Consider the following 14,123-nt stretch of genomic DNA (forward strand, 5'->3'; position numbering starts at 1 on the left):
CTATAAATAAAATTAAAATACCCAACAAAAATTCAAACTTTAGATTTTTGTAAGTTTCATTGCAAAAATTAAAGCACACCTATCGTCCATTTATATATCCAATTCTATCCAAAACCTCATTTATTTATGATACGGTTCATTCTTCATTATTCTAAACGCCCTATATATTTGTTCTAAAAGCATTACTCTAAATAATTGATGTGGAAATGTCATCTTTGAAAAGCAAAGTTTATAATCAGCTCTTTTTTTAACTTCATCAGATAATCCAAGGCTTCCTCCAATAACAAACACTATATTTGAATTTCCTGTAACTCCGCATCTTTCTATAAATCCTGAAAATTCTTCTGATGTTATTTGTTTTCCGTTAAGGTCCATAGCAACAACATAAGATGCATCTTTTATCTTTGAAAGTATTGCTCTACCTTCCTTTTCTTTTATTTGTTGTTCTTCTCTTTCAGATGCATTATCTGGTGTCTTTTCATCTGCAAGTTCAATTATATCAAGTTTGCAATATCTACCTAATCTTTTTGAGTATTCATCTATTGCTTGCTTTAAATACTTTTCCTTAAGTTTACCTACTGTTACTAACGTTATATTCATATGTCCTCCTATACAAATAATTAGCCAATATTCTATAACTTAGATTATTGGCTCTTTATTTAAACTATTAAGTTATGTAGTTTAGTATCCTAAATTTTCATTCAAGAATATTACATGCATTCTTTCAGATGATCTTTGTTTCTTTATTAGAGTGTATTCATTACATATTCTTTCTGGACTATTACAATTCATACAATATCCAACTTTAGCACATGGAGTTTTTTTATTTAATCTTTTAGCATTCATTGGTGCTGAAATCTCTCTATTTCTTTTTATAGCTTCATCAACATCTTTAACTATCTTATTTATTCCACATATAACTATAACTTTATCTGGTCCATAAAGCATAGCTGCCACTCTATTACCATTTCCATCTACATTATATAATTCACCATTTTCAGTTATAGCATTACAACTTGAAAGATAAGCATCTGCTAAAAATGATTGCTTAAATATATTTGTAACTTCTTCTCTAGTAAGCCCCTCTTTATATCTATCTAAAAAATCATATCTTCCACTTCTTAAATGTTCTAAAATTCCTAATTCTGATAAAGTTTCTGAACCACCAACTGCAACCTTTGATCCTTCAGACACAATATCTTTTATAAGTTCAATAACTTCATCTCTATTTTTTGCATAATATCCATTCATATTATTCTTTTTTAAAGCTTCTATAGTTCTATTAATTTTCATTTCATTTGACCATAAAGCAACACTATTCATTATAAAAACCTCCTAAAAGTATACATAAATAAAAGCTCATAAAAATATGAGCTTTTAAACTAAATTACTTTCCACAGCACTTTTTATATTTTTTACCGCTACCACATGGACAAGGATCGTTTCTACCTATCTTTTCTTCATTTCTAACGATTCTTGATTCTTTATAATCTTTTTGGATTTCTTTTCTCTTTTCTTCTGAGAATATTCCATCCCATTGTGGTAAGTTGTATAGATAATCTGCCTTAGCATCTAGCATATTGAAATATAATTTTTCAAGATTTATGTCTAATACTAATTCTGTATTTTCATCTATAGCTTCTAAGTCGTATGGATTATTTAAACTATCGTTTATTCCATCAACAAATCCCATTATAAATTCTGGTGTAGAATTATATTCTTTAGCTAATTTTTCTATTGTAGTTTTTTTAGCTTCTTTATGATTTAATAGTAAATCTTTGTATATGTTTGTTTCTATATTCCCATACTCTTGCCAGAAAGCCTTTTCGCCTTTCTCTTTTACATACTCAACAACCATATCTGTCCAACTTTTATATAAACTCATTTCATTCTCTCCTTCTTCTAATATAAGCTAATTAATGAGCTAGGTTCGTGTCTACTAGCCATCGAAATTTTAACATCCAAATTTTGCTTAATTCCTTTGTCTTCTAACACATTTAGAACTGTTTGATAAGCTAAGTCTGGATGATTATTAGTGCCACTTAAATGTCCTAATACTATTTGTTTATTATTTCCGTACTTTATTAATTCTGTTATAGCCTCAGCACAATCATCATTTGATAAGTGTCCAATTTCACTTAAAATTCTTCTTTTAAGATTATATGGATATGGGCCAAACTTTAACATACTAACATCATGATTGCATTCTAAAAGTATTATATCTGATTCTTTGATATTATCTTTTATCTCTTCTGTGAATACACCAAAATCTGTTGCTATACTTATTGCTGAATCTTTTGATTTTATTGTGTATCCTACTGGTGCAATCGCATCATGAGGAATATTAAAAGACTTAATTGATAAATCTTTTATTTCCACAGTACTTCTTTTATCCATTATTCTAATGTTATGCTCTTTTATTTTACCTATTAAACCTTTCATGGCTTCCCATGTCTTATCATTAGCATATATAGGGATGTCATACTTTCTTGATATAACACCCACTCCTTTAACGTGATCCGAATGTTCGTGAGTAATAAAAATTCCATCAATCTCTTTTGGATTTTGATTTATTTTTGCTAATGCTTCATCTATTTTCTTTCCTGGTACACCAGCATCTATTAGTATTTTTGTATTTTCACTTCCTACAAAAATACTATTCCCACTACTTCCACTATAAAGTGAACAAAATATCATTTGTTGTTCCCCCAAATTCTATTCTACTACACTAACTCTTCTTACGTCTGCTCCAAGTTTTCTAAACTTATCTTCGATATGTGGATATCCTCTATCTATGTGTTCTATATTAGTTATTTCTGTTTCTCCATCAGCTATAAGTCCAGCTATAACCATTGCTGCACCTGCTCTTAAGTCTGTAGCTTTAACTACAGCTCCTGTAAGGCTTGGAACTCCATCTATTATAGCAACTCTTCCTTCAACCTTTATGTTAGCACCCATCTTCTTAAGTTCATCTATGTGCTTATGTCTGCTTTCCCAAATAGATTCAGTAATTAAACTTCTTCCTGGTACTATACTTAATAATGTTGACATTGGTTGTTGAACATCTGTTGGGAAACCTGGATATGGAGCTGTCTTAACGTTAACCCCTTTTAGTTCTCCTACATATCTAATTCTTACTGAATCATCACTATCTTCAACTACAGCTCCCATTTCAGTAAGCTTTGCTGATATTGATTCTAAGTGTTTTGGAATAACATTTGTAATAGTTACATCACCTTTTGTAGCTGCTGCAGCTATCATAAATGTACCTGCTTCTATTTGGTCAGGAATTACACTGTATGAGCATCCAACTAATTTATCAACTCCAGTTATTCTTATAACATCAGTACCTGCACCTTTAATATTAGCTCCCATTGAGTTTAAGAAGTTTGCAACATCAACTACATGAGGTTCTTTTGCTACATTTTCTAAAATAGTAACACCTTCAGCTCCTGTTGCTGCTATCATAACATTTATAGTAGCTCCAACTGAAACAACGTCAAAGAAGATATTAGTTCCAACTAATTTATCTGCTTTAACTGTTACTGCTCCATGTTCTATAGTTACATCTGCTCCAAGAGCTTCAAATCCTTTTATGTGTTGATCTATAGGTCTTACCCCTATAGGACATCCCCCTGGAAGTTCTACCTTTGCTTGCTTAAATCTTGCAAGAAGAGCTCCTATGAAATAATATGATGCTCTCATTCTTCTAACATCTTCTGTACATGCATCATATTTATGTACTTCCCTACTATCTATTTCTAAAGTATTATTATCTATTTTATTTAATTTACATCCTAAGCTTAAAAGTATTCTTTCTAGACAATGTACGTCTTCTATATCTGGTATATTGTCTATAATACATTTTCCTTCACTAGCAGCGATTGCTGCAGGTAATATTGCAACTGCTGCATTTTTTGCTCCATTTATATCAACTAAACCTTTTAGAGGATTACCTCCATTTATAACTAACTTTTCCATCCAATTCACCCTTATTTTTTAGATTCTATATGCTTAAAATTCCCAATATTTATATCAATTATCCAAAAAAATATTTATTAGACATTATAATCCTATTATCATTTTTTATAGTTCGATTATCATTATATCACAAAGTTATATTATTGAAATATTTTTTTTAAGAAAGTTAAAAAAATAGGATAGATAAAAGCTTTAATAAGCTTTTATCTATCCATTAAATGAGTTTATTATCAATATTTAGTATTTACTAACTTAGTTCAAATGAATTACAATCTGTACATTTTTTTGAATCAGCTTTTAATTCATGTTTACCTACTTCAATTTCACTTAATGTACAATAATTTTTATTATTTGCATGATATTTGCATTCATTAACAGAACATTTTATGCTTGAATTACAATCTCTCATTTTTAACTCCTCCTAAAAATTTAGTTTACAATTTTATTATGCGAGTATTTTTGTTATTTATTCTGTTTAGTTTTTTTCTGTAAAGTATTATGTTATAATTTATAGAAAAGTTTGGATAATAAAATCCATAATAACAAGTTATGTGAGGTAAGATATGAAATATTATATTGTTGCATTATTTGATGATTCTTCATATGAATTTATTGCTCCAGTTCAAAAAACAGTATCTAAAAAACTAAAAGCAAACAGAAATTCACCAGCACCTTATATTGCATTAGAAGTAGTTGATAATCCCAATATAGAAAAATTAACTTCTGTTATCGAAAAAGTGCTAAATCCTTATAAAAAATTTAAAATAGAACTTTCTAGCGAAATTTCTATTAGTGAAGACTTAAAAACAGTAAATTTAGGTATAAGTTATAGAGGATACATAAAGAAAATAGAAAGATCTTTAAAAGATACTTTAAAACTACACGGATTTAATGTTAGAGAAAATAATTCAAACAATCTTTCTATATCTTTGGCTAATCTAAGTTATATTTCTAAAGATTCTAAAAGAAAAGCTTTAGATGCACAAATCATTCCTCAAAATAAAATAGAAAATAAGACACTTAAAATAAATAAATTTCAATTATGGAAGGTTCCTGGCAGTAAAAAAGAATCTAAAATTAAAGATTTTGAGTTAAAGGCTTTCTAACTATATTAATTGACCTTCTAAAACTTCATTTATTACAAATGAAGTTTTTTATATATTTAGTTCAAATTTTATAAATTTTTAGAATTTTTTTAAAAAATAGTATTGAATACGTTTTCTAACTCTTTTCATTAATAAAAAGTTTTTGTAAAATAAATAAGTATATTTACCTTAAGTACAAGGGGGGTTATTAGTGTTTATTTCAGATTTATTTAAATTACAAGAAGAAAATTATAAAAAACTAAATATTAATCCAGAGTTAGATGAGTATAAAATTAGAGCTCGTCAAAATTTAGAATTACATGTAAAGGTAAGTGACCTAGCAAGCAAAACAAATTGTTTTGCATATACAACTGATGTAAAAAATGATTTTGATAAAGATGTAATCTTATTAAAGTTTGTGCAATGTTTAAAGCAAGTCCTTACAATAGGTATTAATAATGGCTACAATACTTTAGAAGAAGTTTCTATTAACCATAATGAATATTGTTTAAGTGACCAATTTCTTAATTTATATATAGATATAAATGATTTAATTATTTCTCGTTCTGAGGATCATTTTGAAACATTACTTGAAGATTTATTAAGTATTGGAAATACATTAGGATTATCAGAAGAAGAAATAGTGAAAAAGTTTGATGAATTATCTAATTAATTTTTAGCTATAAGAGTTTTCTTATAGCTTTTTTTATTATATTTAGTATTTAATTGGTAACACTAACATTGAGGTGATCAAATTGTTAGGAATTATATGTGCTATAATATCTGGTATTTCAATGAGTATTCAAGGAGTATTTAATACAAGACTTGGAGAAAAAATAGGAACTTGGGAAACTAATACTCTAGTTCAATTAACAGGCTTAATAATTACATTAATTATTACTTTTTTCATTGGTAAGGGTAATTTCAAAGCCTTAGCTAATGCTAATAAATTATATCTTTTAGGGGGTGCCTTAGGAGTTATTATTATCTTTACAGTAATGATGAGTATAGGAACTCTAGGTGCTACATGTGGTGTATCCATTATTTTGGTTTCTCAACTTGTTACTGCTGCATTAATTGATTATTTTTCTCTTTTTGAATCCAACAAAGTAAATTTTACTTTAAAAGAATTCATAGGTGTTGCAATTATGATAATAGGTATTATAGTATTTAAGTGGAAAAGATAACCTAATTTTAAGGAGAAATACTATGAATAAGGAGAAATACTATGAATTTTTTTAAGAATATACACTTTTTATCAAAGTTAACTTATAACAATATAAAAGAATACTTTAAAACTACAGAAGCATCACATAACGATCCAATAGAAAATAATTCTATACATTGGTATGGTCATGCTACAACCATAATAAATTTATCTGGGAAAATCATTGTAACAGATCCAGTTATCTCAAATAGATTAGGATATTTTAAAAGAGTAATTGATAAACCTTTTAATCTATCTAAATTAAAAATTGATTATATTATTCTTTCTCATGGTCATATGGATCATATGCATTTTCCTTCACTAAAAAAATTAAGCAAATTAAACAAAGATGCTACAGTTATAGTACCAAAAGGATATAAAAAAATTCTTTCTGCAATGGGATATAAGAATGTACATCTAATAAGAACTGGTGATACCTTTGAAGATGATTTTTTAAAAGTTTCTTCAATTCAGGCAAATCATGATGGTCGTAGATTCTATATAGGAATAGATGATGAAAGCAATTCTTATCTAATAGAAAGAAATAATACTAAGGTGTTTTTTGCAGGAGATACTGCTTATACTGAGAATTATAAAGGCATTGAATGTGATATAGCAATAATGCCAGTAGGATGTTATAAACCTGATAGATTTAAGCATATGCATTGTTCTCCAGAAGAAAGCTATAAGATGTATAAAATGATGAAGAGTAAAGCAATGATTCCAATTCACTACAAAACATTTAAGATATCTTTAGAGGATTTCAATGAAACACATGAAACTCTAGTTAATTTTAATGATGATACAGTAAAGATTTTAAATGTAGGTCAAACCTATAAGCTATAAAAATATAATTAACACTTAAGGGACTCAAATTATAATATGGTATTATAATAAATATTATAGGAGTCCTTTATGTTTAATCTAGGAAATAAGCTTGACTACAATTTAAATATTGCTATAAAAAATAATGCTTATCAAAAATATAGAGTTCTTATAAAGTGTAAGACCTTATTTTCTTCTATTGCAAAAAAAGTTTCTCACTTTAAAAATGCTCTAATTTATGAACTAGAATATTGCAATATTGTTGTTGCAAATTTAAATAAATATGAAATCAAGTCACTATTAGAATATCCTGAAGTTGAAAAAATATTCTTTGATGAGTATTTATTTTTATGTGGTATAAGCATAAGTACAGCTAATAACTGCTATTCCTTAAATCAATATAACCTAAAATATACTGGCACTAATATAAGAATAGGATTAGTTGATAGTGGAGTATATCCTCATCCTGATCTTTTAAGACCTAGTAATAGAATCGAATATTTTTATGATATTATTAATGGTTTCGAAAATCCATATGATGATAATGGACATGGTACTGCAATATCAGGCTTAATTTGTGGTAGCGGTATCTCTTCAGATAATTTATATAGAGGAATTGCACCATCAAGCAAAATAGTTTGCTATAAGGCATTTGATAAATTGGGTAAGGGATTTTGCTCAGACATATTATATAGCATACAAAATCTAATAAAATCATCTGCAAGTAAAAATATAAGAATATTATGTCTTCCATTTGAATTACTGAATCATAATTATTATGTTATGGATGCATTTAGTTCTATATTTGATGTTGCTATAAAAAATAAAATGATACCTATAGTACCAAGCGGAAGTAATAATTCAAATTTTAATAGCATAATGGGAATTGCAACACTAAAGAACTGTATAACAGTTGGTGGAATAGAAACAAAAAATTATAGCACCCCCTATTTATATTCTTCAAAAGGACCTTACTCTAAATTAGTTAAACCTGATTTTGTTTCCGCATGCACTAATATAACTTCTCTTAATAGTAATACATCTTATATATCCGAAAAAAATGGTAAGAAATTATATCCTTCTAAACTAGATGCTAATTATAAAACATTTAGTGGAACTTCATTGTCAGTAGCTTTTGTAAGTGCAGTATCTGCCCTTATATTAGAGCATAATAACTCTTACTCATTTAATGATGTATTATCAATAATAAAACTTGCATGTGACCGTAAGGATTTACCTAAAGAAAATGTTGGAGAAGGTATTTTAAACTTAAATAATATCTTAAAATAATCAATTTATATATCCTTTAGGGTCTACAGGACTTCCATTTATCCTTAATTCAAAATGCAGATGAGGTCCTGTACTCCTTCCAGTATTACCAACACTTCCTATGATATCCCCTTTTTTAACCACATTCCCTTCTTTAACTGCAAAACTATTCATATGAGCATACCTAGTTTCTATACCATTATCATGTTCTAGAATAATTACATTTCCATATCCATCTTTTTCATAAAACCTACTTTTAACCACCCCATCAAAAGACGCCATAACAGGATCTCCAATATTACCCGATATATCTATACCCTTATGCATCCTCCCCCAACGCTCTCCAAATGATGAAGTTATATAGCCACCTTTAGTTGGATTTCTTAAAGATGTTAAAGTACTATTTAAAGATCTTTTTGTCTCTTTAACAACTGCCTTATCCTTACTCTCTTCTACTATATTTTGAGATAAGACTGCAGTATTAAGTTCTTCCCCATTTTTACATGAAACAAATAAAAAAATCATTAAAGTCATAATAATTGAAAAAATAAGCTTTTTCGTACTACTCGAATCCATAAATTTCTCCTCTTTTTTCTAAATTTGTGACACGTATTTTAAATTAACCAATAATTATTTTTTTATACATATCTTATACTTTGTGTAAGTTGTTATAGCATTACTACTTTGTTATAATTAATTTACATATGATTAATACTATAATTTAAACTAATTAAAATTAATTTGAAAGGCAGAGATATGTTAAATGAGCACTTTTATGCTTAAAAATACAGCCATGAACTACACACCAGTAAGTAATGTATTTATAGAAAAATACATGCCAAAAGCTCGTGGTAAGTTCGTAAAGGTTTATTTACTATTATTAAAATATAATATTGCCAGCGAACCTGGAGTTAGTTCTTCAATTTTAGCTACAACATTGAATTTATTAGAATCAGATATATTAAATGCTCTAAATTACTGGAATGATGAAGGAGTTATTAAATTAATACCTATAGATAAAATGAATAATTTCAGCATAGAATTTTTACCACTTGATGATGAAGATCCTAATGTAAAAAAGGATAATATAAACATTCTAGAGGCTTTAAATAACAGTGAAACAACTGATATGCTTAAAGATATTGAAAAAATCCTTGCAAGACCTTTATCTAGCAAAGAAATGGAAATATATTTAGGATGGCAACGTGAATTTAATTTTCCATCTGAGCTTATCCTAATATTAATAGAATACTGTTCATCAAAGGGCAAAACTAATTTTAGATATATTGAAAAAGTTGCAGAGGCTTGGCATGACATGAATATAAGAACTGTTGAAGAAGCCCAAATACATATTAAACAAAATGAAGATAAATGGACTAAAATAAGAAGAATACTTTCATACCTTGGAATGAAAACATCAGAAGTTATGAAACCTCAGGAAGAAATGCTTGAAAAATGGATTTTTACTTATAAATTTAGTATGCAAGTAATTGAAAAGGCATGTGATATATGCTTTGAAAGACTTAATAGAGCTGATTTTAAATATATAGATGGTATATTAAATAAATGGTATCAAAATGATATTAAAACTTTAGAGGATATTGCTCTTAAAGATAAAAATACAAATCCATCTAATAATAAACAGTTTAATAACAATTATAACAATACTAATTTTAATAAACAGAAAGCTATAAGGTTTAATGACTTTACTCAAAGAGACTATGATTATGATTCTCTAGAAAAGAAATTGTTAGGATGGGATAACGATGATTAAAGGATATCAATCACAACTAATGGAAGTATATGAGAAAATCAGAAGTGAAGAGGATAGACAGTTAAAGCAAAGAAAAGCAGAAATAAAAGCTTTATATCCTGAAATCTTAGACTTAGATAATGATATTCAAAAACTTTCATTAAAGCTTACAATGACAATTTTAAAAACAGATATTACTGAAGATGATATAAATAAAATAAAAGATGAAATTACAGATTTAAGAGCAAAAAAATGTGAATTATTAGTATCACATGGGTATGACCCTGAATATTTAAATATGCATTACAAATGCAATAAATGCCAAGATACTGGATACATAGGAACTAAAAAATGTGAGTGTTATAAAAATAAATTAGTTAGACTTTATTATAAAGATTCCGAGCTTCAAGATATCTTAAAAGATAATAATTTTGCTAACTTTGATTTAGATTTATTTTCACCAACAAAAGAGATGGGAGAAAAATATTCACCAAGAGCAAATATGAAAAATAATCTTGATTTTATAATGAAAGATTTTATTCCAAACTTTGCTCATGGATCAGATAATTTATTGTTTTATGGAACTGCAGGAAGTGGAAAAACATTTCTTTCATACTGTATAGCTAAAGAATTATTAGACAGAGGTTTCCTTGTAGTTTATAAAACTTCTGATGAATTAATAAGATGTTTAAGAGATATAAAATTCAACAATAATTCTCATCTTGAAAAGTTATTAATAGATTGTGATCTTCTTATAATTGATGATTTAGGTTCAGAACAATTAAGTGATTTTGTTGCAACTGAACTTTTTAATCTTATAAATAAGAAACTTCTTAAGAAAAAGAGAATGATTATATCAACTAATTTAACTTTATCAGGAATTGCTAAGCATTATAGTGAAAGAATTTCTTCTAGGCTTCTTGGTAATTTTAGATTATATAAATTTTATTCAGATGATATAAGAATAAAATTAAATCTATCAAAAAGATAATATTTAAAATAATTAAAGGAGTATTATATTTATAATACTCCTTTAGAATTTAAGCGAATAATCTCCATAATTGCGTTGTAACAAAACAAATACTTATTCCTACAATTGTTGGTATTAAAAATGCAAGAACAGTCCATTTAATGCTCTTTGTTTCTTTTTTAATAGTCCAAAGCGTTGTCCCACATGGAAAATGCATTAAACATAGTATCATAACATTAATTGCAGTTAGTATCGTCCAGCCGTTTGCAACTAATAATTCTTTAAGTTCAGCTAAATTACTTAATTCTAACATTGTTGTAGCTCTTAAATAACTCATTATTATTATTGGCATAACTATCTCATTTGCTGGTAATCCTAATATAAATGCCATCAATATATAACCATCTAAACCTATTAAATTTGCAAATGGATCTAAAAAATTAGCACATATAGATAACAATGTGCCATCTCCTACAGTTATATTAGAGAATAACCATATAACCATACCAGCTGGAATTGCAATAACTGCAGATTTACTTAATACATATAATGTTCTATCTAATACTGATCTTACAATAACCTTTCCTATTTGTGGTTTTCTATATGGAGGCAATTCTAATATAAAGTTTGAAGGAACTCCTTTTAATATAGTTTTTGATAAAATTCTTGAAATAATAAGTGTTACAAAAACTCCAAATATTATAGTTATAGTTACTGTAATAGCCGAAATAAAACTTCCCTTAATACCTACTGCTAAGCCTCCAATAAATATAGATGCTATAGAAATAAGCATAGGAAACCTTCCATTACAAGGCATAAACACATTTGTTAATATAGCTATAATTCTTTCTCGTGGAGAATTAATTATTCTACACCCTACTACACCTGCTGCATTACATCCAAGTCCCATGCACATAGTAAGAGCTTGTTTACCACAAGAACAACATTTCTTAAAACATTTATCTAGATTAAACGCTATTCTTGGTAGATATCCTGAATCTTCTAATAAAGTAAACATAGGAAAGAATATTGCCATAGGTGGTAACATTACGGAGATTACCCAAGCTAAAGTAGTATATACACCATCAATAATTAAACCTCCTACCCAAGATGGAAGATTAACTTTTCCAAAAACATCTCTAAGGAAATCTTCTCCCATTCCAAATAGTCTAGCTAAAAGATCTGATGGATAATTTGCCAAGGTTATAGTAATCCATAATATAATAAGCAGAGTTAGTATCATAATAGGTATTCCGGTCTTTTTAGACACTAATATTTTATCTATTTTTCTTTGAGTTTTGTTATATTCTTCATTTGAATTAACAACTCTATTACTAATATTTTCTGCTTTCTTTATTATAGATTCTACAATTTGATCTTCTATTGATTTATTAGCTTCTATATTTTTTATACCAGCTTTTATATCATCTATAGCTTTTATATATTTTTCTTTTATATCATATTTATAGTACAATGAATCTAAAATATTTTTATTTCCTTCTAATATTCTAATAGAAAGCCACCTGTTTTTTCTTTTATCTACTTCAATAGCTTTATTAATTATATTTTCTATTTTTTTCACTGATTCTTCTATATAAGAACTATAAGTTATTGCATGTTTCTTTTCTTTATTTGATTTTAGTTCTTTTAATATAGCTTTTTTTAAATCATCTATTCCTATTCCTGACCTAGCCGATGCTGGAACAACAATAGAATTTAATTCATCTTCTAATAAATTAAAATCTATTTCTATATTCTTCTTTTTAGCTTCATCAATTAAATTTACACATAACAATACCTTATATGTTATTTCAGAAATTTGTATAAACAAATTTAAGTTTCTTTCTAGTGATGTTGCATCAGCTACAACAACTACTACATCTGGCTTACTAAAGCATATATAATCTCTAGCTATTTCTTCTTCTTCAGAATTTGACAGCAAAGAATATGTTCCAGGTAAATCTACAACCTTTACTATTGAACCATTAAATTCATAATACCCTTCTGCATTCTCTACTGTTTTTCCTGGCCAATTTCCAGTGTGTTGATTTAATCCTGTAAGTTCATTAAATACAGTACTTTTCCCAACATTAGGATTACCAGCTAGTGCAACCACATAATCTTCTTTAACATTTATCTTTTCTTTATCAGACGATAATAATTTCATTCCTGTAGAATTTTTAGTTAGTCCCATACGCCTCTCTGCTCCTATTTTATATTACTTCTATTTTTTTACCATCCTCTTCTCTGATAGCTATTACAGCACCCCTTATTAAATATGCCTTTGGATCACCAAATGGACTTATATACAAAACTTTTATAATTGTTCCTTCTATTATTCCTAAATCAAAAAATCTTCTTCTCAACTCTCCATCTGCATTTATAGCAATAACTTTAACAGTTGATGATACCTCTGCTTCTTGTAAATTCATTTTTATTCCTCCTCTAAGAGTACATTACTAGATTAGTATTCTAGATTCGTTTAGTAAATTTAAATTTAACCCTATTGATTGTACCTTTGCTTATAATAAATTATGATGAAAAATGGTGTATTGTGATTAATATAATTTATTGCATAAAAAAAGAAGTAAGACTAATCTTACTTCTTTTGGCGACTCAGAAGGGGCTCGAACCCTCGACTTCCAGCGTGACAGGCTGGCACTCTAACCAACTGAGCTACTGAGCCATATTGAATTTATGTGGTGGGCACAACAGGGTTCGAACCTGTGACCCCCTGCTTGTAAGGCAGGTGCTCTCCCAGCTGAGCTATGCGCCCACATAATAAATAAAAATTAAATGGTGACTCCTAGGGGAATCGAACCCCTGTTACCACCGTGAAAGGGTGGTGTCTTAACCGCTTGACCAAGGAGCCATATTGAATTGTTATATATAAAATTTAAATGGCGACTCAGAAGGGGCTCGAACCCTCGACTTCCAGCGTGACAGGCTGGCACTCTAACCAACTGAGCTACTGAGCCGTATTAAATTCATGTGGTGGGCACAACAGGGTTCGAACCTGTGACCCCCTGCTTG

The 14,123-nt window shown here is 28.1% G+C and carries 16 protein-coding genes and 4 tRNA genes; 7 read left to right on the top strand and 13 right to left on the bottom strand.

Annotation, left to right across the window (positions count from 1 at the left end; genetic code table 11):
* Window positions 1-120: 120 nt before the first annotated feature.
* The 6 genes from rlmH to SPJ33_RS04295 all read right to left on the bottom strand — a co-directional run bounded on the left by rlmH (window position 121) and on the right by SPJ33_RS04295 (window position 4,390).
* A complete protein-coding gene (rlmH, locus tag SPJ33_RS04270) occupies window positions 121-600 on the bottom strand; it encodes a 23S rRNA (pseudouridine(1915)-N(3))-methyltransferase RlmH (protein ID WP_321116735.1) in 480 nt (159 codons plus the stop codon).
* Window positions 601-681: 81 nt separating this feature from the next.
* On the bottom strand, window positions 682-1,323 hold the full coding sequence (locus SPJ33_RS04275) for a lactate utilization protein (RefSeq protein ID WP_321116736.1): 642 nt from the start codon (window positions 1,321-1,323) through the stop codon (window positions 682-684).
* A gap of 64 nt (window positions 1,324-1,387) precedes the next feature.
* A complete protein-coding gene (locus tag SPJ33_RS04280) occupies window positions 1,388-1,885 on the bottom strand; it encodes an SEC-C metal-binding domain-containing protein (RefSeq protein WP_321116737.1) in 498 nt (165 codons plus the stop codon).
* 17 nt (window positions 1,886-1,902) lie between these two features.
* Entirely contained in the window at window positions 1,903-2,697 is a 795-nt protein-coding gene (locus SPJ33_RS04285) for an MBL fold metallo-hydrolase (RefSeq protein WP_321116738.1), read from the bottom strand.
* An 18-nt stretch (window positions 2,698-2,715) separates the two neighbouring features.
* Window positions 2,716-3,981 carry a UDP-N-acetylglucosamine 1-carboxyvinyltransferase gene (locus SPJ33_RS04290; RefSeq protein WP_321116739.1) on the bottom strand — a complete coding sequence of 422 codons (1,266 nt, stop codon included), beginning with the start codon at window positions 3,979-3,981 and terminating at the stop codon, window positions 2,716-2,718.
* Between the two features lie 247 nt (window positions 3,982-4,228).
* A complete protein-coding gene (locus SPJ33_RS04295) occupies window positions 4,229-4,390 on the bottom strand; it encodes a DUF1540 domain-containing protein (RefSeq protein ID WP_321116740.1) in 162 nt (53 codons plus the stop codon).
* A gap of 154 nt (window positions 4,391-4,544) precedes the next feature.
* On the opposite strand from SPJ33_RS04295, the gene SPJ33_RS04300 reads away from it, so the two are divergent.
* The 5 genes from SPJ33_RS04300 to SPJ33_RS04320 all read left to right on the top strand — a co-directional run bounded on the left by SPJ33_RS04300 (window position 4,545) and on the right by SPJ33_RS04320 (window position 8,388).
* Window positions 4,545-5,087, top strand: coding sequence for a hypothetical protein (locus SPJ33_RS04300; RefSeq protein WP_321116741.1), 543 nt, complete (start codon window positions 4,545-4,547; stop codon window positions 5,085-5,087).
* Between the two features lie 190 nt (window positions 5,088-5,277).
* Window positions 5,278-5,739 (top strand): dUTP diphosphatase, encoded by a 462-nt coding sequence (locus SPJ33_RS04305; RefSeq protein WP_321116742.1) that lies wholly within the window; start codon window positions 5,278-5,280, stop codon window positions 5,737-5,739.
* An 82-nt stretch (window positions 5,740-5,821) separates the two neighbouring features.
* A complete protein-coding gene (locus SPJ33_RS04310; RefSeq protein WP_321116743.1) occupies window positions 5,822-6,253 on the top strand; it encodes a DMT family transporter in 432 nt (143 codons plus the stop codon).
* Window positions 6,254-6,294: 41 nt separating this feature from the next.
* On the top strand, window positions 6,295-7,119 hold the full coding sequence (locus SPJ33_RS04315; RefSeq protein ID WP_321116744.1) for an MBL fold metallo-hydrolase: 825 nt from the start codon (window positions 6,295-6,297) through the stop codon (window positions 7,117-7,119).
* 69 nt (window positions 7,120-7,188) lie between these two features.
* Entirely contained in the window at window positions 7,189-8,388 is a 1,200-nt protein-coding gene (locus SPJ33_RS04320) for a S8 family serine peptidase (protein WP_321116745.1), read from the top strand.
* Here SPJ33_RS04320 and SPJ33_RS04325 read toward each other — a convergent pair whose 3' ends face one another.
* Window positions 8,389-8,943, bottom strand: a complete 555-nt coding sequence (locus tag SPJ33_RS04325; RefSeq protein WP_321116746.1) for a M23 family metallopeptidase — start codon at window positions 8,941-8,943, stop codon at window positions 8,389-8,391.
* A 187-nt stretch (window positions 8,944-9,130) separates the two neighbouring features.
* Here SPJ33_RS04325 and SPJ33_RS04330 point away from each other — a divergent pair, with 187 nt between their 5' ends.
* The gene (locus SPJ33_RS04330; protein WP_321116747.1) at window positions 9,131-10,141 is read left to right on the top strand and encodes a DnaD domain protein; all 1,011 of its coding nucleotides are present in this window, start codon (window positions 9,131-9,133) and stop codon (window positions 10,139-10,141) included.
* Window positions 10,134-11,111, top strand: a complete 978-nt coding sequence (locus tag SPJ33_RS04335) for an ATP-binding protein (protein WP_321116748.1) — start codon at window positions 10,134-10,136, stop codon at window positions 11,109-11,111. The genes SPJ33_RS04330 and SPJ33_RS04335 overlap by 8 nt, the downstream gene beginning before the upstream one ends.
* Before the next feature lie 49 nt (window positions 11,112-11,160).
* Here SPJ33_RS04335 and feoB read toward each other — a convergent pair whose 3' ends face one another.
* The 6 genes from feoB to SPJ33_RS04365 all read right to left on the bottom strand — a co-directional run bounded on the left by feoB (window position 11,161) and on the right by SPJ33_RS04365 (window position 14,068).
* Complete coding sequence (gene feoB / locus SPJ33_RS04340) at window positions 11,161-13,284, bottom strand: ferrous iron transport protein B (RefSeq protein ID WP_321116749.1); 2,124 nt, start codon at window positions 13,282-13,284, stop codon at window positions 11,161-11,163.
* Between the two features lie 19 nt (window positions 13,285-13,303).
* Entirely contained in the window at window positions 13,304-13,522 is a 219-nt protein-coding gene (locus tag SPJ33_RS04345; protein WP_321116750.1) for a FeoA family protein, read from the bottom strand.
* Window positions 13,523-13,699: 177 nt separating this feature from the next.
* Window positions 13,700-13,776: transfer RNA gene (locus SPJ33_RS04350), tRNA-Asp, on the bottom strand.
* A gap of 14 nt (window positions 13,777-13,790) precedes the next feature.
* A tRNA-Val gene (locus SPJ33_RS04355) sits at window positions 13,791-13,866 on the bottom strand.
* Window positions 13,867-13,887: 21 nt separating this feature from the next.
* A tRNA-Glu gene (locus tag SPJ33_RS04360) sits at window positions 13,888-13,962 on the bottom strand.
* Between the two features lie 29 nt (window positions 13,963-13,991).
* Window positions 13,992-14,068 (bottom strand) — tRNA-Asp (locus SPJ33_RS04365).
* Window positions 14,069-14,123: the final 55 nt, after the last annotated feature.

Origin of the sequence: Clostridium sp., assembly GCF_034179595.1 — a bacterium.
In the GTDB taxonomy this organism is placed as follows: Bacteria; Bacillota; Clostridia; order Clostridiales; family Clostridiaceae; genus Clostridium.